Source organism: Natribaculum luteum, from assembly GCF_023008545.1.
Taxonomy (GTDB): domain Archaea; phylum Halobacteriota; class Halobacteria; order Halobacteriales; family Natrialbaceae; genus Natribaculum; species Natribaculum luteum.
Genome location: NZ_CP095397.1, coordinates 651,466 through 671,536 on the forward strand (window position 1 = coordinate 651,466; position 20,071 = coordinate 671,536).

A 20,071-nucleotide genomic window follows, 5' to 3' on the forward strand; every position below is an offset into this window, starting at 1 on the left:
AAGCCAAGTAGGGGCGCTTCTGTCCGTACAGCAAGGAGTTCGTACCTCTCGAGGAATGCGAATGATGGACATTGCTATGGGATATCTATCACGCCTGTCTCCTCCTCGATATGGATAGTAGTCCCGAACGCCGCGGAACGTTCAGCGACAGTGTTGAGGATGTCACGGGCCTCGTCACCAGTTGCGAGAGTTGGTGTCCCTTGCGGCGAATGGGGTGACTGGGGGTGGAGGGTACATGGATGTAGTGTTATGTCTACAAGCGTCCCTGACGGTGCGAATTCGCATCGTGGGACGATAGACATCCAGTTCTCCGCATCGTGTGCGACTGTCGAGTCCGACTCCGAAGAGGCATCTTCCCCACGCACGTCCGGCACAGTGGAGTCGACTGTCTGGTCGAGGGAATCTGGAACCCGATGAATGACGTCCTCGTGGAAGAAGAAGTTCCCCAAGGAATAGAAGATCGGTCTTTCCCGATGGATTTCCACCCCACGGAGCGCGTGTGGTCCGGTCACGACGACTGTGTCGGCGCCTGTCTCGACACATTCGTGGGCAAACTGCTGGAGGAACTGAGGTATCTCCTTTGTATTTCGGTTCCCAGCTCTGGCCTGATGAGAGTGAAGGGCTACAACAACCCAGTCAGCAGTGGCAGTTGCCTCCTCGATACCCAAAAGGAGTGTCTTGCGATCGCGTTCGTGAAGAGAATGATAGATACCTGGTGGCTGCGCCTCCGTCGTTGGGGCACACCGCATCTGCATGAAGTAGTACGCATCGTCGGTCTGCCAGTCGGAGTTTTCGCGCCGGAGCCACTCTCCTTTGACCTGATCGATCCCGGTGTGGGAAGCGATTGTCCGTAGTTGTTCGAGATGTTCGGGTGACATTCGATACGTCCACTCCACGTGAAGCGGATTGACGCCGCACGTACCGTCGAATCCGGGCGTTGAGACACGTGCCTCCCCACCAGGAGGGATACTCGTCGTCGCATTAAGGAGGCCGACGCGGCCAGCGTCGGTGTCCAGATAGCTGGGAGAACTCGCCTCTGTTAGGTCCCGTCCGATCCCTGCAAACGTTACGTCCCGCGTGCGCATCGCAGAGAAGGTCGTTCGAAGTCCTCGTTCCCCGAAATCAAGGGAGTGATTCGACGCAGCTGTGAACAGGTTGAGGCCCATTTCGGTTAGTTCGTCAAGGACGTCAGGGCTAGTTCCTATGAGAGCGCCTGGGAATGGTGCAAGGTACTGGTACTGATCGGTCACCTGTCGTAAGGCTGCGTGAGGGGTCTCCTGGTTCAATAGGACAGGTTCCACTTGAGTGACTGCAGCATCGGCAGTACGGAGCACGTTGAGAAGATCGTCAAATCGCTCCACGTTTTCCGGTTTGGAGACCGACGGTGCGATAATCGCGTCTCCCGTTGCAGCGAAGGTGAACGAATCAGATGCCATGACTATTACTGATATACAGTGTACTTGAATTCTACTGATCTAGTCATCCTTCGTACAAATAGAGATACTTCCTACGCTCTTGTGGCGGAGATTGTTGATACAGTTTCCTGTCGTCGGCTCGAGTCAAGACTTATCCACCAGAGCCACTGAGATGCAAGTTCGCGATCTACTACACTCGCTGCAGAATCGCGGGACGGCTCCGCATCAACAATGTGCTACACAAGAGCGCTTCCTAAGTCCCCACCAGGATATGTGTGTGTACAGACTCAAATAGACATACGAACGGTGAGTTCACGGTCTAGATGCGGGGTGCACGCCCTTTGTAGACTGAATGGCAAGTTGCCAGAGAAGGCGAGTCGGTTTGCACTTCGATACCTCGCGGTGCTTGTCAATCGTGGCCGCGGCGTCGCCGGGAGCGTCCGATAGGACGACGAAATCCGGTTCGGCCGACATCTCGGTCAACGCTTCCTCGAGCGTCGAATTTCACATCTATCTGTAAGTCGATTGCCTTGACTATCACTGTCGATGCCACTACCGATCCGAATCGCACTACTCCGTGAGACAGACGCGTTCCTGCAGTGATTTTCTGCGCCGGTGATGGGTGCCAGCGCACTCACGCCGGAGAGGAGAGATCGATGTCAACCTCGAGTCAACTCTGATTCGTCCACCGAAACGAGTCTGCAGCAGAACAGGGCTCAACCAATCGCATCGCACAGGTCTACCGGCATTCCGACGGTTATCCGGAATGCGTTCTCCGAGACTTCGCTCGACTCAAGCAGTTGCTCGATGAGACACGAACAGAACGTTGTCTCAGCTACGCCGCCGTGCAGTTCACCTTCCTCGAGACGCTCTCGAGTATGAGCCACTACGTGGACGAAGGGCGTGAGCGAAGCATTCATGCAGACCAGCTGGATGACTTGCTAGCCCTGTCGAACATGGTACATCTCGAGCAACCGTTGTTCTTGCTCGGCCACGGTGTCGAAAATCCCGTTAACAGCTTCCATGGCGATGAGGAGTATCTCTACATCGTTGGACTTCTGACGCAACACCCCTCCGATGCACCGGCTGAGTGGACCGTCAAGGTGAGCAACCATGCTGGCTTTCCCCAGTGGAACAGGCCAACGGACGAGACATTCGAGCGAGCATCCTGGCAACTTCATGAATCGCTGGAAGCCGGTCTCAAGGCGTTGAGTCACGTCCGTGTAACGACGCTCGAATCAGATCCTGTTACCAACAGCGAGAGGTTCAACAACGGTGAGATCACCAGTATCAGTGTTCCCGTAATTTAAGCTCTCGACTAGCCAAGCTGTATCCACCACGCGTCTCGGCCACACAATCTTTCAAATAGATACCACGTACAGATACTAGCCCACGCATGAATGAGCGACGAAATCGTCAAATGAGTGCCATCGTTGGTGCGTTTCTTGTCCTCATCGCTGGTGGTGTCGTCCTACTTGTTGAGAATCTGTTCAAAACACCACTCCTACTCAGCCAGGTGACGTTGCTAGGACTGGCAGGCATCTTCGATATCGTAGCAGCGACCGACACGCAACTAACTGCCCGCTGGGCATGGTATCAATGGAGCGGCCTCGGAAACATCTTTCTCGGACTGTCACTCCCACTTGGGTTCGTGGGAAGTAAACACAGCCTCTTTTTCCTTCTAGTGGCCGCCATCGGTGGACTTTCGCTAGCGGCAATGGGCATTGACATGCTCGTCTACCATGGAAAGTATACCCGTGGTGAGAGACTCGATCGAAATGGTACATAAAGTGAACGACCACTCCAGCTTTCTTCGGTAGGGCGGTCCAACGGACACGGTATTCGAGCAAGAATCATGACAGTTCAATAACTAACTTCCGAGAAGCTGTCGATTGAGTCTGCAGGACGACTGTCAATTCAGATCACCAGCAAGCTTTGGCGAACAGCCCTGTGACTACTCTCACGACTGCAGTCGTGGGTGTTCTCCTCGAATATCTGTAATCACCAACTGTCGGTACTCCAGCCTGTTGGTGAATATAGGTACTGCCTCCAGTACGCATCACCGAGTATCTTCTACTCGACTGTGCTTCAAGCAGCGATTTTCTTGGCGCCATGAGGCAGGAGGCGCACTCAACAGTGAGCCGTCATGTGGTTTACAATGACTGATCCAAATCCGATTGACAACACTGCAGACGATCACAGCCGGTTCGAAGCCAGACTCGTTGCCCATGATCGAGATGCAACTTGCGTCGTGACAGCAGATATCGGCGATACAACCGCCCGACAGCTCGTTACGGAACTCATCGATAACGGTGTGGTAACGCCGGTACCTGGCAAACGGGTGTTCGTCCACGAGCCAAGTGGGACTGCCTTTGACTCGAGCACTCAGCTTGCTGTTTTCCATCGTGGCTGGACGGCTGCTCACAACGCCAACACGGAGAGTGAGTGATGTGGCAGACGCTCGCTGACTGTACCTTCTGCGATGCCCTGTCCGGCACCGGGTCTGGCAAGGCGCATACGTGGGGCCAAGACGAGCAGGTCACCAACCCAATCTGTGTCGACTGCGTTATCAAGGCGGAGCCGGGCCCTGGCGAGCGCGATCACTGCACCTGTGACGGCTGCTGTAGGCTCGTCGTCGACATGATCGCGGCGTCGCCGGCGTTTCACGCCGGCTTCCAGCGGGGCCTTCGGTCCCGCCCGGCTCACACGGTTCCGCGTCGAACTCGGCCATCTCGAGAGATCGTTACAGCTGTGTGCGAGGTGTAGCCCCGGTGGGCCAGCTACCGACTGGACGCGTGACCTCAAGGAGCCCCTCGTCACGACGCCGATAGAGTGAATGATAGAGGTAAACCGACCTTCGGACGTGAGTGTACTCTTCCTGTAACAAACACCCAAATAGCTATGCACCCACGGTACCAACAATAATCTATGTCGAGCGGCACCATCGATATCGACGAGTTCGAGAACGCCGACGACGATGAATTTGAGGAACGAAACGACACCGAACGGATCGTGCTGTTCCTCGACAAGAACGACGACCGGGCGTGGAAGGCGGCGACGATTGCTGACCAACTCGAACTGGATACGGACGCCGTTAGTGCCATCCTCTCGCGACTGAAGGAACGAGGTCTTGTGCGGCACAAGCGCCCGTACTGGGCGATCACAGACAACGAGGACCGACTTCGAGCTGCCTACCAACTTCACCAGCACCATCAGACTGCAGACGAACAGTACGGCGAAGAGCATCTCGAGAAGTTGAAGACTGACGAAATGGAGGAAGTGCGGTGACCGCGTTCGATGAACTGGAACGCGGCGACATTATTTGGGGGACCGATCCACTCTCGGACAAAGGTCGTCCGATGCTTGTTCTGGGAACACCTCGGTTCCCGAACCACGGCGTACAGCTGATCACTGTCCTGATCTCCACGAAAGGTTATCATGAAGAATCGCTCACGCTCCGCGATGACGACTACAAAGGCGAGCCACTCGGGGAACGAAGTCACGTTCTTCCGTGGTCGCTCGCGACCCTCAACGGTGTGTCAGAGGTGGAATTCCATATGACCTCTCTCGTCGGCGAACGCACCGAGAACGTGGCCACACAGTTAATCAGCTACATTTCCTCCTGAGCGAACCGTGCTATTGTCAACGGCGACACCGGGCAATCGACATCGGGGCCAGTAACACGAATGCGTGGTGGCAGGACAACCGAGTCACCGTTCCTATTTTCAGCAGTGTTCAGCAGTAACCCGTTGGAATTGGGTGTACTGACGGGTGGCTGGGCCACACCCATCACCGCCATCCGCATTCGACTCTGACAGGGCGACAGCGGGCGTTATGACAGCCGACCCACCACCAGCGGTCGCCCCTGTCCGTTCGGGCTCGTAGGCAACAACGCCACGCCCGAACGCGAGCCGCGTGCCAACGGAACGGCGAGCTGGCACGGTTTCCGAATCCCCCGTATAGGAGGACATGAAACCGTGATCCAGTCCATCCGTCTCGCTGAAGAACACGCGAGCCACGTTCACCGCCGCGATGTAATCTCGATCACCTTCAAACCCGCACCGAGCGTTGTCGCAGCGGAAGTGCCCACCCCACCACACCTCCTCCGTGTGGTCGGGAGACTTGCACGTATGGCCAGTCGAACCACAACGCGGACACGACCGACTCGTCCCCTGCGGGTACACCCGATCCACGTCCACGCCAACGTACTCGCAGCGGTACTCGATCTTCTCGATAATCTCGCGCCGCGCCCAACTCGACAGCTCCCACGACAACCCACCTTCACCAGACGGTGGGGACAGCGACCGCAAATCCTCGTGAACCACGGCGTCCACGTCGTACACCAAGGCGAGCGCGACGACCTGATTCGCCACATCATGTGTCAACTGCTCGCGCTTGTGCTGGATTTTGGTGTTCACTCGTTCGTACTCTGCCTGCACTGTTTTGAACGCTGCCGTGTGATCCCGCCCACTCCGGCGAAGTTCCGCCAACTGATCGTTCAACCGCTGTCGCTCCCGGTGCAGTCGGCGCATCCCGTCACGATCAGTAACTCGAACGAAATGCGGCCGCGACACCTGTTCGCCAGTCTCCTCAACGACGACCGCGGTCACGTCCTTCCGCATCCCGGCGTCGAGCGCCAACACGCGTTCTGCATCACCGTCTGTGTCGGCGTTATCGACTTCGACAGGAAACGAGAGTTCGTGGATGTGGTCGCCGTTCTTCCGCCACGTGGATTGGAACTCTGGGGCTGACAGAGAGCCGTGCTGGGTGAGCGTGTAGAAGGCGTCGTACCCGGCGAGGTCGTGTTCGTGCCACGACCAGTCCCCACGACGTTCGGGAGTCACAGTGTCAGGGGTTTTCACCTTCACCGTCACCGACTGCTCGTTTTCGTCGTAGTGGTAGTTGACGGCTTGGCCGCTCGTGGGGCCGTCGTCCGCCGAGTACGGCAACGCGCCGTTGCTGTACTCCGGCGGGTCTTGCAACTCGAAATACGTGTCCGGATACCTTCCGTGGCGGTCGTAGTACGTGTTGAGTTGGTCGATGAGAACATCAACGTAGCCCCCGGAGAGGTACTCGCCGTCCTCCCACAGTTGTTCTTTGATGCGGCGACGGTGTATTCGGCGGATTTTGTGCGTGGGGAGGACGCGCTGGATGGCGTAGAAGGCGTCGCGGCGATCGGCGTGGCTCCGCAGGGTTTCTCCGACTTTCTGTAGGATGCATCGCCGGATACGTGACGGTACGTACAGTTCGAAATCCGCCGGCGGATCTTCACCGTGGATGGAGTGGTAGAGGGCGTGGTCGTCGAGTTCTTCGAATGGTTGGTGTTCGTCGAAGTACGTCCACGCCTGATAGTCGGCGTCGTGGATGTCGTCGAGGTATTCCGGCGTCCAGCGGAGGTGGAGGATGCGGGTGGCGACGTGTTGGACGAACTCGTCTAACCGTTCGTGTGCGTCGTGGTGTGTCTCCGGCAGTCGGAGGGGCAGCGAGAGGTGGTCAGTCATCGGGGTTCACCTCGGATTCGACGGCGTTGACGACCTGTTGTTTTTTGCTGGATCGCATTCCGTAGAGCTTGCCGGAGAAGCTGGCGACGAGCTTGATGAGGTCGTCGACGAGTTCTTCCTGTGCGGTTTTGTCCGTCTCGTCTTCGATGACGGTGATGGTGACGCCGTGGTGGTCGAGAAGGCGTTCGAGGTAGGAGAAGCCAAAGCGGGTGAGTCTGTCCTCGTAGGTGACGAGGACGCGGCCGTAGTCGCTGTCTTGTACGTCGTCGAGGAGTTGGTTGAGCCCGCGACGGTCTTCGTTGAGACCGCTGCCGACGTCTGTGTAGGTGGTTTCGACCGTCCATCCGTTGTCGTGAGCGTGGTCTCGAAGACGGTCGAGTTGCCGATCCAGGTCGCCGTTGTCTTTCTGTCCGTGACTGGAGACGCGGGCGTAGAGCGCGACGTGGTCGCGGGGGCGAGCACCACCAGCGAGGCGGAGGAGTTCGCGGTGTGGGATGCGTCGGTCGCCGCCGGGCGTGCGTGTGTAGTCAAGGTCGCCGTTTCGACACCACCGTTTGACAGTTTCGGGGTGGACGCCAAGTTCCTCCGCGAACTCGCCGATGGCGTACGACCGTGGCATCGTGTTGTTGCTAATCACTGTTTATTACTGCTTAAAGATTCGGAATTCAGAAACAGTTACGAACCCCATTTGTGTCGACTGTGCCATCCAGCCGAACCGAATCCCAATAAGCTTGACCACCACGCCTGAGACGAAGGCGTCCTCGTCGTCGATACGCTCGCACCACTCACGCAGTTTCACGTCGAACTTGGCCATCTCGAAGGCACGTTGTAGCGGTTAAGTGAACTGCCTCGGGGTCAAACTCCAAGGAACTCGGCCTGCCTGTAGAGGGTGGGAAGCAACATTGCAGAGGAGCGGAAGAACCGAGCTGAATCGTTTCAGTCTTCTTCGGGAGGAAGATCTCCAAGGGCGGTAATCCCAGATCGCTTATTGCTCATCGCAAAGACAGCACCGTCGGCGATGACCGGTGGAGCACTAATTGCCGGATCAAAAGTGTCATCTATGGTATAATACCACCGCGTCGTTCCATCGCTCCGGTCAAAGGCGGCGATACACGGCCACGACGTGTCGAGATCGAAGGCGTCAGAGGAAATCGGTGCCACGACAGTATTTCGACCGACTGCAAGTCCGTCCGCCTGCGGGTCTCCCTTGACAGACCAGTGTTCCGAGCCGTCTGAAATCGACAACGCGATCAGCCCATCGTAAGAAAGAACGAATGCCATCCCGTCGGCGATGGCGATCGCTCTGATCTCGCGGTCCGTGACATCTATTGAAGCCAGACGCTCGCCCTCGGCTGGGTCGTAGACGATGAGACTCCCGCCGTCTCCAACTATGATCCCGTCTTCGGTGGCGACTGGTTGGGTCGCTGGGTCGTCCAGTTCCCGTTCCCACACGAGTTCGCCACTATCGGCATCCAAACAGCGGATAATCGGCGTCTCATCGCGTGTATACCCTCCGGTATAGACCCGGCTGTCAAATATCGCTGGCGGCGTCGTTCGAACGGACACAAGAAGTGGAGCCGTCCACTCGGTCTCGCCCGACGAGACGGCAAACGCCACGAGTTCGATGACGGAATCGCCCTTCTCCGGACGCTCGAACGGGACGATCCCGATCTGATTGTCTGGACCGACTGTTATCGGTCCGATCGGGGCACCGTCGATCTTCCGTACCCACTGCTCGCTGCCATCCTCGAGATCGAACGAGCGCAGCTGTCCCTTAGAGCCAAGCAGGATGTTCCCGTCAGCAACAGACGGCTGTGTGAGGGATGCGCTTGATGGGTCACTGTCGAGATCGGTTTGCCATTTCTGGTTGCCGGTCTCTGCGTCTAACGCCGTCAGGCCGTCGTCGACCGAAACCACCGTCTCTCCAGCAATCAGCGGCGAGATCGTTGTAGCACCGCCGCTGTTCCAAACAGGCGTCCCGCGGTCGGGCACAGTGACATCGGACATAAATGTGTTTCGGGCATCGTGACCTGATTGATGCCATGTTCCCGTTGGGGGTTCCGGGAGCGAACGATCGTTGTCTCCGAAGAAGTCCAGACAACCCGACAGCGCGGTTATACTGCCGACCCCGACAAGTAGTTGACGACGACACCAACTCATATGAATCACTCTTTGGTGGGTTGTCTTAGTCTCTACTATGTATTTTGACATAAAGAGTTACTGAACATTCAAATTAGCGTTTAAGCTACCTACTTAGTGTGTCAGATATCATGATTGTACAGGCACTTGTTGGCGAGGACGAACGCAAACTGCACTGGGTTGAGGCACTCTTGAGACCGGGTCATGAACGTTGTCCCAGCAGACGTACTGGGTCCATGCCTGGAACAGTACAGAAGACAGCAGTCGATACGGAACACCCGCAACCCTCGCAGAGGTTGAACCACTACTGATCGGGGCAGCGTACGATGCATATCCAGCATCGCTCTTGAACAAGAGCGAAACACCAGACGACGCGCCAATCAAAGCAGAGGCGCCGACGTCTGCTGACTAACGACTCTCCAACTGCTCGAATCTGGTGTATTTTGTGAGACCCCCTGAAGGGCGGAGGTCTTCTCGAGTTCAGTCCGATTCGGTCTGATTCGACTCGAGAAGCACTGATCAAGCATGGCTACGAGCAGCAGCACTCAGGAAACGTTCGACAATTCGGACACCCGGCACGACGAGATGCACAGGACGATCGAAGCATGGATCCAGGACCTGGTCGACGAGGTCGATGACGCCGTCTCGAGCGAGCAGTTCACAGAGTGGTTAGACGTTCATAGTCGCTTCCACGACTACTCGCACCGAAACACGCTGTTGATCAAACTCCAATGTCCAGAGGCAACACGCGTTGCTGGCTACCGAACGTGGCAAAACGAGTTCGACCGGCATGTAAAAGAAGGAGAAACAGCGATCTGGATCTGGGCACCCATCATCGCGAAGCAGTGTCCCGACTGCGGAAACTCGCCGTCGTATCACGAGCGCAGTGACTGTGAATACGATGAGACACCGCCGGGCAGCTGGGAGAAAGGACTCGTGGGCTTTCGACCAGCGCCCGTCTTCGACATCTCACAGACTGACGGCGAGCCACTGCCCGACCTCGAGACAGAAGCAAGGGGACAGACTGATGAATTGATCCCCGCACTCCTCGAGGCAGCAGACGCACTCGAGGTAGACGTAGAGGTCGTGCCACCCCAGGACTGGTCGCATGGGAACGCCAAGGGCATCTGTGAGTACCGCCCTCAAGAGCAGCCACGCGTCGCTGTCCGTGATCGCGAGAACGACGCTGACCTCGCCGTCACGCTCGTTCACGAGTACGCACATGCGCTGTTGCACAGCGTCGATGACGAGGCTGAGCGATCGAAACGTGAACTCGAGGCCGAAGCGGTCGGCTACATTGTCGGTCGGTATTTCGAACTGGACACGAGTGGGTCGGCGTTCTACCTCGCTGCATGGGAGGGTGACGAACCCGAGACGATCCTCGATCGCCTCGAGCGAATCAGTTCGACCGCCCAAGAGATCATCGACGTCGTCGACGGGGTGATGGCCGATGAGTGATGGACCGCTTCTGTTCGAGATCGTCGAGGCACTCGAGAACCAGGGACTCGGCCGTGATGAGTACCAACTGCAGCGGGTGATCGACGTCGAAGCACTCGAGCAACTTGTGGACTCAGCAGATCCTCACACAGATCTCGGAATCCAATTCACGGTTAGTGAGTTCCGTGTGCTAGTTACAGACTCTGAGGTGACTGTCGATAGAATATAAATCCACGCTTCCAGGGCGTTTTTAAGGATTTCAGACATCTCCTCTCCGATATCCAGAGGCGTATTCAAATCTGTTTCTTTCGTGAACCGGTTAGTCTGCTGTATACGAGGCATATTCGGAGTAGTGTGGAGACACACTAGGTTTTTCAGGACCAGCCTCGTATCGATAGATATGAGCAGTGAACGGATCGACGCCGAAAGTAAGGTGTCAGGGAATCAGGCGAACATCCCAGCTCGAATTCGGCGTGAACTCGGTATCGACGACGGTGATCAGCTTCGGTGGCATATCGAAGACGATGGGAGCGTCCGCGTCCAAGTCATTCAACAGCAAACGGGAACGTTTGCCGAGTTCGATGGCTACGAGGGCGAGACGGATACCAACGTTACGACCGATCATGACGCTTGGGGCGTCGATGTAGAGTAAATGCCACGCGCGCTCATCGATACGACAGTTCTCTTCGCAGCAGCATACCGACGGGACAGTTCTCACGAAGTCGCGCTTCCGGTACTCCGTGGCATCGACAGCGGGGACCTTCCAGAGGCGGTGGTCCTTGACTACGTCCTCGCGGAAACGCTCAACGGGCTCGTTACCCATGCCGGCCACGACGCAGCTGTTGATCTCCTCAATCGTATTGAGGAAAACGCTCGCTTCCATATCGACTCGCTCACTGCCGACGCCCTTGCAACGGGAAAAGCACTGTTCCGACAGCATGAGCCGCTGTCTTTTGTCGATAGCTGCATTATTGCGTACATGCAGACCGAGGGGCTCGGCTATCTGTATGCATTCGACGATGACTTCGATGCAGCAGAAGATGTCTACCGACTCGACACAGCCACGAACCCCTACGATCCTAATTGACGCCGACAGACAATATGCACATTACTCGCCACGTAATGACTTCACTGAACGGGAAGATTTAGGATCAAGTGCTTCGTTCTGGGCGACATGTCTCTCCTCTTCGAGAGTGCGATCGGCAATTTTGACCTCTCGAGTGCTGCCCTCCATTCACCGGCAGACGAGACGTTCGAACCGGTGCGAGATGATCCCATTCCAATCGATGGGATCGTCGAATATGCGAGCTACCACGACCAACTCGTACATCCCGAGAAAGACGACTGGATCGTAATTCCGCTCCATACACGCAATAGCGCAGCACTCTCGGGCGAATATCTCGCCTTCACAGAACACACACTCCATGGCGATGTTTTCATCTACGATGATGGCGGCGACTATGCTTCGGTCGATCAAGACACGTTTGCCGTCTCATCGCTAGCCAACCGGGTACGCTTCTGGCACTCCGATTACGCGCCTGACGATCCGCCGTCGTACTTCGACTCTCCCATTGCAGAGCGGGAACCACCGCGAAATCCGCTTTCTGACGACAACGACACAGACACCTTCTTTGACGAACTCGAGTCGTTCGTTCGGGCAGAGATGGACGCCCAACGTGACCAAAACCGAGCGAAAGCAGCCGCGTCAACACCCGAGGCACTCCGTGCCGAGGGATTCGGTGCGATTCCATCGCTTGCATCCCTCGGCCACCCAGAAGATGGTATCTACCGATTCAGAATCGACGATGGACAAGTCGATCGGCAGCATGACACGCATAGAGTCGTCCAGAGTGAATTCCGGATCTTCGAAGGAAACGAAGTGCTCCTCCACCCACCAAGCAAAGAGCACTCACCAGATGCGTTCCCGATTCCAGCGACAGTCGATACGATCGAGGGACTAACCGTCAGTCTCGCTATCGACTGGTATACGATCGAGAACCGGTCGACTGTCGGTGCGTTCCTCCGCCAGAAGCGACGGAGATTTGCACTCACCCAACTGTTGAATCCCGTTCCGTACGAGCGCGAACTTGCTGCGATTGCGCGCGTTCGCGACCGTGATGATCAACGCGCGCTCTTGACAGGCGACACAGCAGTCACCTTCGGGGACACGGCTGGTGTCAAGAGTAGCCAGCAAGACGTCGAACTGAACCAGGAACAGGAGCTTGCAGTGTCCTGTGCCCTCCTTGCTGATCACCTCTTTTGCATTCACGGGCCGCCAGGCACAGGCAAGACGCGAACGCTCGTCGAAGTCGTCAGGCGCTCAGTCGAGGCTGGGGACGACGTCCTCGTCTGTGCCGATTCAAACCAAGCCGTCGACAATCTCATTGCTGGCTCGAGCACGGCGACTGAGACCGACGACCGATCACTGCACGCCCATGCACAACACGGTGCCGGCGAGTTCGTACTCCGACGCGTGAACGCCAGCAGATCCTCGAACGAGGTCGTCAGCACCAAGTATGCCACCTGCGACGGACTGGCCGATGTCGTCGCAGCGACGAACAGCAGCGCAGCGACCCTCGAGCGAGAGTTCGATGTCCTCGTCCTCGATGAGGCGACACAGGCGACATGCACCGCCTCGTGTATCCCGCTTTCGCGAGCGGACAAAGTGATCCTCGCAGGCGACCACAAGCAGTTGCCGCCATTCAGTGCAACCGAAGAGCCACCGGAGTCTGCAGCCGGTCTCTCCCTGTTCGAGCACCTCTACGCCGACGGCGGCGTTTACGAGGGTGTTGGCGTCCAGCTCCGAACGCAGTACCGGATGCATCGCGACATCGCCTGGTTTCCGAACCGCCGCTTCTACGACCGGGCCCTGCGGCAAGGGCGTGACGTTACCGCACTCGAGGACCGGCCTGCATTCGTCGGATATGATATCGGTGGGAGCGAGGAAACGATCGATCACTCCAAGCGCAACGACGCAGAGGTGCGACTCGTTGCCCATATCGTCGGCGAACTGCTCGCCGATGCAGATCTCAGCCCATCCGAAATCGGCGTCATTACGCCATACACGGCTCAGGCTAACGCGATTCAAAAGAAGCTAGCGAGACATCTTGATTCTGGAAGAAACATCACGGTCGACACGATCGATTCCTTCCAAGGGAGCGAAAAAGTCGCAATCGTAATTTCGTTAGTTCGGAGTAACACAACTGGCGAGACAGGCTTCCTCGGGCGTCCACTTGATGGTCCCCGACGGTTGAACGTCGCGATGACTCGTGCCCAACAGTTCTGTGCGATCGTCGGCGACTGGTACACGTTACGCTCATCTCCAGACGGCACCGACGAAAACACTGGCCTGTACGATGACCTCTACTCATTCCTCGAGAGCACCGGGAGACTACGTCAGGTCGAACCGGAGTTCATTCCCGTCCCCAAGTAACCGTTCGGTTCGGTTTCTGTGGTGCCAGATGGGTGGACACCATGATAAAACATCCAACGTCAGCAGAGTTCACCACGAACGAGACAACTGACTCGAGGCCAAAGCGATCGGCTACATCGTTGGGAGATGCTTCGAGTTCGACCGCCCGGGAGATTATCGACGTCGTCGACGGGGTGATGGCCGATGAGTGATGGAACGCTTCTGTTCGAGATCGTCGAGGCACTCGAGAAGCAGGGACTCGGCCGCAATGAATACCAACTGCAGCGGGTGATCGACGTCGAAGCACTCGAGCAACTTGTGGACTCAGCAGATCCACACACTGATCTCGGAATTCAATTCACGGATAGTGAGTTCCGCGTGTTGGTTACAGACTCCAGAGTAACTGTCACTAGAATGTGATTTCTGTCAGACACCACTGATATCGTCTGGAACAACGGTGAAATCGAGAGTGCGGAAATCACGTCGGTCAAATGTGAAAACGTGCTCGATGCCACAATCGGCAGCGAGGACAGCACTCGAGTGATCAACAAACGAAATCTGCTGATCATCGTATTCGGCAAATTGTTCGCAGCTTCGATCAAAGGCGTTCCCACCAACTGAAAGAACGTTGAAGCTACTGGCTTTTCGAATGGTCTCAAGTGCGTTTACCGCTGCTCGGTGGCTGACTTTTCGAAGCATGAGGGTCGCAAGTTCAGAGAGAACGTACCGGCTCGTGAACAACGGATCAAATCGGAGGTCGCCTGAACGGATTCCATCGAAGACGGCAGTTGCACGCTCGTGCTCCGCAGCCCGCTCGTTGAACCGAGCGAAGAATGCGGCAGTATCGATGAACAATGGCTCTGGTGCAGTTGTCATTTGATACCGCTAGCTGTAGAGGATGTCGTCGATATCCTCAGCACTCATCTCTTCGCCGGCATAGGTTTCCGCCTCCCAGAAAGTATCGTCTGGATCAACATGCTGGACGATGTATGTGTCCTCTTCTAGGCTCCAGACTAACGACGTCCCAATCTTCTTGCAGCTGACTTTCCCCTGATCCTCGAGTCGGCGTAGGCGACGGTCGGCGTTCTGCCGTGTCACACCAACTGCCTCAGCAATCTCCGATGTGCCAGCCGGCTCCCGCTCAGCGACGGCTGCAAGATACTCCCGGTCGGTATGCTCGGCCTGGAAGTGACCACGGTCGTCGCGATTATTTCCGCTCATACCTACGGATATTCTCTCTAGCGTCTTAACGGTTTGCTCGGGAGCAACCCGAAACGATTCGAGCCATGCGTAGTGTTGACTGACTTGCCAATAATACCGGCTTCTAACGATGAAGGCTCCTGCTCCAAGGCGATAATTCGATAGATTACTAATCCTAGAGGGCGTCACAGAAGTCTTCTCACGGCATTGATTACAACTCCCCCTACGGTGAATAACACGATAGGTGAGTATGCAAATATCTCGTATAGGACCCCTTCCAAGAATGTGATATCACTCCGAGGAAATGGAAGATTCTCGTTCTTTCCACACGGCAAAGAGCCCGCGGAAGAACAATCCAATGAATCCGATCAACAGCAGAATTGCACTAATCAGCCCGATTGAGTGGGGAAATGCGATGAGAGTTCCTTCTTCAAGTCCGATCAGTACTTGGTAGCTAAGCCAGAAGATGAATGCTGGAACAAAATATCGTCTACTACGGCCGGTTTCGGTTATTTTTGGGGCGATCAAGAGAGCACAAATCCCGAACAGTGGAATGAGGATCTCGATAACGTTCTGTTCTCCACCGAACCACTCGATCATTGTTATAGAACGTATATCACAAGAACTTATTTTCACTCATTCACCCTCAAGTAGGGATAACTGCACAACCTGTACTTATTGAATCTGGGTACGGCATAGTAGATGAGAGACCTATTCTATGACACTCTCATCCTAGGTTACTAATCCAGCATTGTATTCCAGAGTACAGACAGGACGAAGCAGGCAGCCATTGTCCGAATCCATCTACCAGTTCCAGCAGCAACCGCGACTAGCGAAAGCGCTCGAGTTCCGCCGTTCGGTTTCTGTGGTGCCACATGGGCGGACACCATGACAGAACATCTAACACTCTCGGAGTTCGCCACGAATGAGACAACTGACTCGAGGCAGGCCAGTCAGCGATCGACTGACGAGACCGTGACGATGACGGCCGACGAGCGGGTCGCAACGTACCTCATCGAAGACCAGATGGCAGATCTCACAGACGCAATCCGCGAAGCCGTCCAAAACGGCATCGACAGTCCCGGGTCATCCCGTGTGCTGGTTAGCGTCTCGCCCGGGCAATCGCTCATCCTCGATGACGGCGCTGGCGTCGATCTCGAGTCGACAGAGGGGCGACGCAATCTCTCAGTGCTTGGCGCAGGAAACAAGCAACGATCAGACGACGAGACAATTGGTGAGTGGGGCATCGGCAAGGGTGCGATCATCGCAAAGGGTGCCGTTCGTATCTGGAGTCACGACACCGCACTGTGTTTCGACTACCGCGATCAACGCGACTCGGGACCGTGGGCAGACATCAGCGGTCGCGACGGCCAACTTGTAGAGGTCGACCACCACCTCGAGGGGATGCTCGTCGAGATCGATCACTACGAAGACGAAGTGCCCGATCCAGACAGCTACCGGTGGCGGCGCTACGTTCGCAATCTTCGCAAACGCTTCGCGTACGTGCAATCCCGGACAGGCGTCTCGGTCGTGATCAACGGTGAACCGGTCGATCAGGGGGATCCACTCGAGGCAGTGGCCGACTCGCCACACCCATCACTTGTTCGCGAAACCGAGGAGGCGATCCTCGCACTCGAGTACACGCCTCACGAGGGACTCGACATCTACAGCAACGGGCTCTACGTCACGACGAAGCGCGAGTACGGACTTGGTGGGCTCGTCGTCTCGAAGGGGAATCTGACGCTGAACTTTGCGCGTAACGACATCCAGTCCGGCTGTGACCGCTGGCAGCGGATCGACCACGCACTCGAGCAGGCGCGTGATGACCTGTACGCAAATGTCTCAGACGACCGGCTGACTGCCGAGAGCCGTGAAGTGATGGTCGAAGCGATGGCGTCCGAGTCATCGGACGAGCAGTGGACCGATCGCAAACTGTTCCAGCTGGCAACCGAATCCCGCATCAGCCTCGAGGAGATCCAAGCGGCCCCAAAGATCGGGTGGGTCGACGGCGCTCAGAAAGGCGCAGATAAACTCGTCGAGCGTGGCTACGTCGTCCTTGATACGAGCGATGCGGCAACTCAACGACTTCACGACCTTGCCACCGACGAGAACACATCGATAGCGGTGCCGGAAACGTTCGATGTCGGTGAGCAGGCAACATCAGAGGGCGTTTGGACGGGCTATCATCGCATCGAGGACGAATCGCAGTTGAACGCTGACCAGCGGCGGTATCTGCTCTTTGCTCGAGTGTTGGCCTCGGAGCTTGGGATCGATCGGGATGTGCACTATGGTGAAGCGAGTGCCGATGCCTGGACTGACGGCAGAACGTACATCGTGATCACTGACTCCGCTGTAACGAGCCGGCAGCGTGCGGTCTGGATGCACGACCTGTATCTCGTGGTGTTGCACGAAGCAGCCCACGAGACCTCGAGTACGGATCAACCGTCACACGGACACCATTTCGAGAGCACGTTTCGCTCACTGATCGAGGATCCAGCGAACCGCGAAACGTTTGCGACACTTGTCCAGGCGGTTGTTGATAATGGGTTCGAGGCTGTGTTCGACGATGCTGAGGTGCAACTGCAGATGGGTGACTGAGTGACAGAAGCCGATTTTCGATGGTTGGACCAAATACATTATTGCTCACTACCTATCAGCATCGGACGGCGGGAGGGGAGATTCGAACGGTCTTCCACCTCTCTCGCTGGGACATCTTCGGGGGCTCCACAGTCGACCCATCCGCAAGTCCACCACCACCACCATCACTATCGCCCCCCGTTTCCCTCTCTGAACGTCGATTGTTGCCGCTTGAGCCGCCAATGAGCAGATACTGCTCTGCTAGGTTCGAAGCGTTCAAGCAACTTGTCGTGTCTCGAGGCTGATTTGGATCGGCAGGTCTCGAGCGGAACAGGGTTATTTTTCTGGAGTCGTTATTCGAAACTCGCCATCGACTTCGTAGACGTAGCCGCGCTCGAGGAGCCGAGTAAGTGCATACGTGGCATCTTCAGGCTCAAGTGCCAGACCGTCAGCGTCGAGAAGGATCTCGACGGCTTGGTCTCGAGAAAAGGAGTGATCGTCACTGTCGGCCGTCTGTGCACAGAGACGGTCGTAGCACTCGAGAATCCACTCCGCCAACGGCGGGCGTGGGTCGCTGGAATCAGCCATCATTGCTCTGTATAGGGAACTGAAACCATTAAACCACCTGACTGCGGCGTCGCTAATTCCAATACTCGCTCTTATGTCGCCTTTATGGAGAACTGCGGAAAGCCCCATTGACATCCTCCTCCGCGTAAACGCAGAGGAATCCTGAGCGTTGGAGATTTCAGGTTTGCAGTCCCACCGAACCCCGACGCGGTGAGAATCCGTGTGGGGTTCACGGACTGTGGCGAGTAGGACTGCTGGGAGTGCCAAGCCCCCGGTACTCCTATCCTCCGTCGTGTTCGGACTCCCGGAGTTGTTTTTGCCTCGGGGAGTCCGGCAGACTTCGGCGGACTTGGAGTTACTTTCTGTGGTGCTTTCAAGCAGTCGGGAACTGCATCGGTTCAGTATAGGAACCGACCGTTCACCTAACTGGTTCCGATTACTGTCTCATTGCTTGGGGCGGACAGGCCGCCATCGTAGGACTGACGGGAATCGCTCCGTTCCCAGCCTGAGTCCTATCCATACGTAGGATTTCTATCACTTTAAGCTACGGATTGCCAAATCTCAGAGTGGCTATTGCAGCGTAGATTGACTCCGGGTTGTCGGATTCATCCTGCGGCTTCAGCCGCAGGTATTCTCCTTGACCTCTATAACGAGGCAATCGATGGTAGTTTCGAGGGATTCGCTCGGAGGTTCAGCAAGCGTTATCATGACCGATCCAGACATCCTCGACGGCCGGTCAGCCGATCAGGAGCGATTTGAAACCGAACTTCTCGCCTGAATTCTGATCTTGCTGCAGGAGATGACCCTGACGACACCAGTCGTTCGGTGATATGATACTCCAGACCGTCCATGGATAGGCTTATACTCCATGAATTCTAATTTATTCATGAACAGGGTGAGTTCCGATGAGTGAGTCCACATACGTCCAGACCGAACTGTCGGACGAAGAATACCGTCACTTCAAATCGCTCGCCCAAGAGCGGGGCCTCTCGCTCACGGCGGCCTTACATGAAGCGGCCGAAGTCTGGATGGAACAACAGGACCAGGTCGATCCAGACGATCCACTGTTCGCGATTCTCGACCAGCTCGATCAAGAGCCAGTGCCCGAGACACCACGGACGAACGCCGCCACAGAAGATGATCTGGTTGAGGAGTGGCGTGGAGACACGGCTGGGATCCGATTCTCGGGGACTCCCGACAGCGAGGAGTGAATGGGCCGTTCGATTGATACCGACACTGGGCCGGTGTCCGCGGGGGACTTCGAGCCTGAACGACTCATAGTGATTAGTTCGAATCTTTACCGGTAAGATACGGCCAAATGCTGGGTTCGCTGATTGTTTTTACACCTCGTGAGATGTAGTCTTTCAGCGACGAGAGATCAGGGACGAGTCGATACTTGAACCACTCTTGCAGCTGGTCCCAACACCCTTCGACGGCGTTCAATTCGGGGAGTTTTGACGGGAAGTACCAGACTTCGAGATCGTCTCCGCGCACGCACGAGACCGAACTGTCTCCGACAGTTTCGGTCTCGCGCTCACCACTCACGTGCTCCCAGAGATCCCTCGCATAGAAGTAGCCCGCTCGATCCAGAAACACCACTAACTCCTCACCGAACCGCTCGGTTAACGCCTCTAACAGCCGAATCCCATGGTTCCGTGTGAGATTCTCTTCTGTCCAGCAGAAGAAGCTGTCACCGTCGTCGGTGACAGCGCCCAGCACGGTCACTGAATCCCACGACGTTGCAACCTCTATTGTCGGATTTGAGCCAATCGGGTAGAAGCCACGTCGTTGGACAGTTCCGACGTGTTTGGTGAACTGATCGA

At 56.4% G+C, this 20,071-nt stretch carries 20 protein-coding genes and 4 pseudogenes; 15 read left to right on the top strand and 9 right to left on the bottom strand.

What is annotated here, in order from left to right; genetic code table 11:
• Positions 1–74 precede the first annotated feature (74 nt).
• Positions 75–1,436, bottom strand: coding sequence for a CapA family protein (locus MU558_RS03380; RefSeq protein WP_246971949.1), 1,362 nt, complete (start codon positions 1,434–1,436; stop codon positions 75–77).
• Between the two features lie 635 nt (positions 1,437–2,071).
• Here MU558_RS03380 and MU558_RS03385 point away from each other — a divergent pair.
• The 6 genes and pseudogenes from MU558_RS03385 to MU558_RS03410 all read left to right on the top strand — a co-directional run.
• Positions 2,072–2,626, top strand: a pseudogene (locus MU558_RS03385) (hypothetical protein); the annotation flags it as partial.
• Positions 2,627–2,811: 185 nt separating this feature from the next.
• Positions 2,812–3,204 (top strand): DUF7994 family protein, encoded by a 393-nt coding sequence (locus tag MU558_RS03390; protein WP_345781507.1) that lies wholly within the window; start codon positions 2,812–2,814, stop codon positions 3,202–3,204.
• 369 nt (positions 3,205–3,573) lie between these two features.
• Complete coding sequence (locus tag MU558_RS03395) at positions 3,574–3,864, top strand: DUF8069 family protein (RefSeq protein ID WP_246971954.1); 291 nt, start codon at positions 3,574–3,576, stop codon at positions 3,862–3,864.
• Positions 3,864–4,251, top strand: a pseudogene (locus tag MU558_RS03400) (DUF7558 family protein). The gene MU558_RS03395 and the pseudogene MU558_RS03400 overlap by 1 nt, the downstream one beginning before the upstream one ends.
• Before the next feature lie 92 nt (positions 4,252–4,343).
• On the top strand, positions 4,344–4,703 hold the full coding sequence (locus tag MU558_RS03405; protein ID WP_246971956.1) for a MarR family transcriptional regulator: 360 nt from the start codon (positions 4,344–4,346) through the stop codon (positions 4,701–4,703).
• A complete protein-coding gene (locus MU558_RS03410) occupies positions 4,700–5,041 on the top strand; it encodes a PemK-like protein (protein ID WP_246971958.1) in 342 nt (113 codons plus the stop codon). Before MU558_RS03405 ends, MU558_RS03410 begins: the two co-directional genes overlap by 4 nt.
• Positions 5,042–5,140: 99 nt before the next feature.
• Here MU558_RS03410 and MU558_RS03415 read toward each other — a convergent pair whose 3' ends face one another.
• Together MU558_RS03415 and MU558_RS03420 are read right to left on the bottom strand one after the other, a co-directional pair.
• Complete coding sequence (locus MU558_RS03415) at positions 5,141–6,916, bottom strand: zinc ribbon domain-containing protein (RefSeq protein ID WP_246971960.1); 1,776 nt, start codon at positions 6,914–6,916, stop codon at positions 5,141–5,143.
• Entirely contained in the window at positions 6,909–7,535 is a 627-nt protein-coding gene (locus MU558_RS03420) for an IS607 family transposase (protein WP_246971962.1), read from the bottom strand. The genes MU558_RS03415 and MU558_RS03420 overlap by 8 nt, the downstream gene beginning before the upstream one ends.
• A 49-nt stretch (positions 7,536–7,584) precedes the next feature.
• Here MU558_RS03420 and MU558_RS23360 point away from each other — a divergent pair.
• A pseudogene (locus tag MU558_RS23360) lies at positions 7,585–7,745 on the top strand (DUF7558 family protein); the annotation flags it as partial.
• A gap of 107 nt (positions 7,746–7,852) precedes the next feature.
• Here MU558_RS23360 and MU558_RS03430 read toward each other — a convergent pair.
• Positions 7,853–8,923: an outer membrane protein assembly factor BamB family protein gene (locus tag MU558_RS03430; RefSeq protein ID WP_246971963.1), complete on the bottom strand. Its 1,071-nt coding sequence runs from the start codon at positions 8,921–8,923 to the stop codon at positions 7,853–7,855.
• 657 nt (positions 8,924–9,580) lie between these two features.
• On the opposite strand from MU558_RS03430, the gene MU558_RS03435 reads away from it, so the two are divergent.
• From MU558_RS03435 to MU558_RS03460, 6 genes are all read left to right on the top strand, one after another.
• On the top strand, positions 9,581–10,513 hold the full coding sequence (locus MU558_RS03435) for an ArdC-like ssDNA-binding domain-containing protein (RefSeq protein WP_246971964.1): 933 nt from the start codon (positions 9,581–9,583) through the stop codon (positions 10,511–10,513).
• A complete protein-coding gene (locus MU558_RS03440) occupies positions 10,506–10,721 on the top strand; it encodes a HalOD1 output domain-containing protein (protein ID WP_246971965.1) in 216 nt (71 codons plus the stop codon). The genes MU558_RS03435 and MU558_RS03440 overlap by 8 nt, the downstream gene beginning before the upstream one ends.
• Positions 10,722–10,892: 171 nt before the next feature.
• A complete protein-coding gene (locus MU558_RS03445) occupies positions 10,893–11,144 on the top strand; it encodes an AbrB/MazE/SpoVT family DNA-binding domain-containing protein (protein WP_246971966.1) in 252 nt (83 codons plus the stop codon).
• On the top strand, positions 11,145–11,579 hold the full coding sequence (locus MU558_RS03450; protein WP_246971969.1) for a PIN domain-containing protein: 435 nt from the start codon (positions 11,145–11,147) through the stop codon (positions 11,577–11,579). It begins immediately after the preceding gene.
• Positions 11,580–11,666: 87 nt separating this feature from the next.
• Positions 11,667–13,925, top strand: a complete 2,259-nt coding sequence (locus MU558_RS03455; protein WP_246971971.1) for an AAA domain-containing protein — start codon at positions 11,667–11,669, stop codon at positions 13,923–13,925.
• Positions 13,926–14,108: 183 nt separating this feature from the next.
• The gene (locus MU558_RS03460; RefSeq protein WP_246971973.1) at positions 14,109–14,324 is read left to right on the top strand and encodes a HalOD1 output domain-containing protein; all 216 of its coding nucleotides are present in this window, start codon (positions 14,109–14,111) and stop codon (positions 14,322–14,324) included.
• A gap of 6 nt (positions 14,325–14,330) precedes the next feature.
• Here MU558_RS03460 and MU558_RS03465 read toward each other — a convergent pair whose 3' ends face one another.
• The 3 genes from MU558_RS03465 to MU558_RS03475 all read right to left on the bottom strand — a co-directional run bounded on the left by MU558_RS03465 (position 14,331) and on the right by MU558_RS03475 (position 15,704).
• Complete coding sequence (locus tag MU558_RS03465; protein ID WP_246971975.1) at positions 14,331–14,780, bottom strand: type II toxin-antitoxin system VapC family toxin; 450 nt, start codon at positions 14,778–14,780, stop codon at positions 14,331–14,333.
• 9 nt (positions 14,781–14,789) lie between these two features.
• On the bottom strand, positions 14,790–15,125 hold the full coding sequence (locus MU558_RS03470) for a winged helix-turn-helix domain-containing protein (protein WP_246971977.1): 336 nt from the start codon (positions 15,123–15,125) through the stop codon (positions 14,790–14,792).
• A gap of 270 nt (positions 15,126–15,395) precedes the next feature.
• A complete protein-coding gene (locus tag MU558_RS03475; protein WP_246971979.1) occupies positions 15,396–15,704 on the bottom strand; it encodes a hypothetical protein in 309 nt (102 codons plus the stop codon).
• A 288-nt stretch (positions 15,705–15,992) separates the two neighbouring features.
• Between MU558_RS03475 and MU558_RS03480 the strand changes: the two genes are divergently transcribed.
• A complete protein-coding gene (locus tag MU558_RS03480; protein WP_246971980.1) occupies positions 15,993–17,702 on the top strand; it encodes an ATP-binding protein in 1,710 nt (569 codons plus the stop codon).
• Positions 17,703–18,017: 315 nt separating this feature from the next.
• Here the strand turns inward: MU558_RS03480 and MU558_RS03485 are convergent, their stop codons facing one another.
• On the bottom strand, positions 18,018–18,269 hold the full coding sequence (locus tag MU558_RS03485) for a hypothetical protein (protein ID WP_246974794.1): 252 nt from the start codon (positions 18,267–18,269) through the stop codon (positions 18,018–18,020).
• Between the two features lie 884 nt (positions 18,270–19,153).
• Between MU558_RS03485 and MU558_RS03490 the strand changes: the two genes are divergently transcribed.
• Positions 19,154–19,459 carry a hypothetical protein gene (locus MU558_RS03490; RefSeq protein ID WP_246971981.1) on the top strand — a complete coding sequence of 102 codons (306 nt, stop codon included), beginning with the start codon at positions 19,154–19,156 and terminating at the stop codon, positions 19,457–19,459.
• A gap of 73 nt (positions 19,460–19,532) precedes the next feature.
• On the opposite strand, the pseudogene MU558_RS03495 reads toward MU558_RS03490, so the two are convergent.
• A pseudogene (locus MU558_RS03495) lies at positions 19,533–20,021 on the bottom strand (IS630 family transposase); the annotation flags it as partial.
• Between the last annotated feature and the right edge of the window lie 50 nt (positions 20,022–20,071).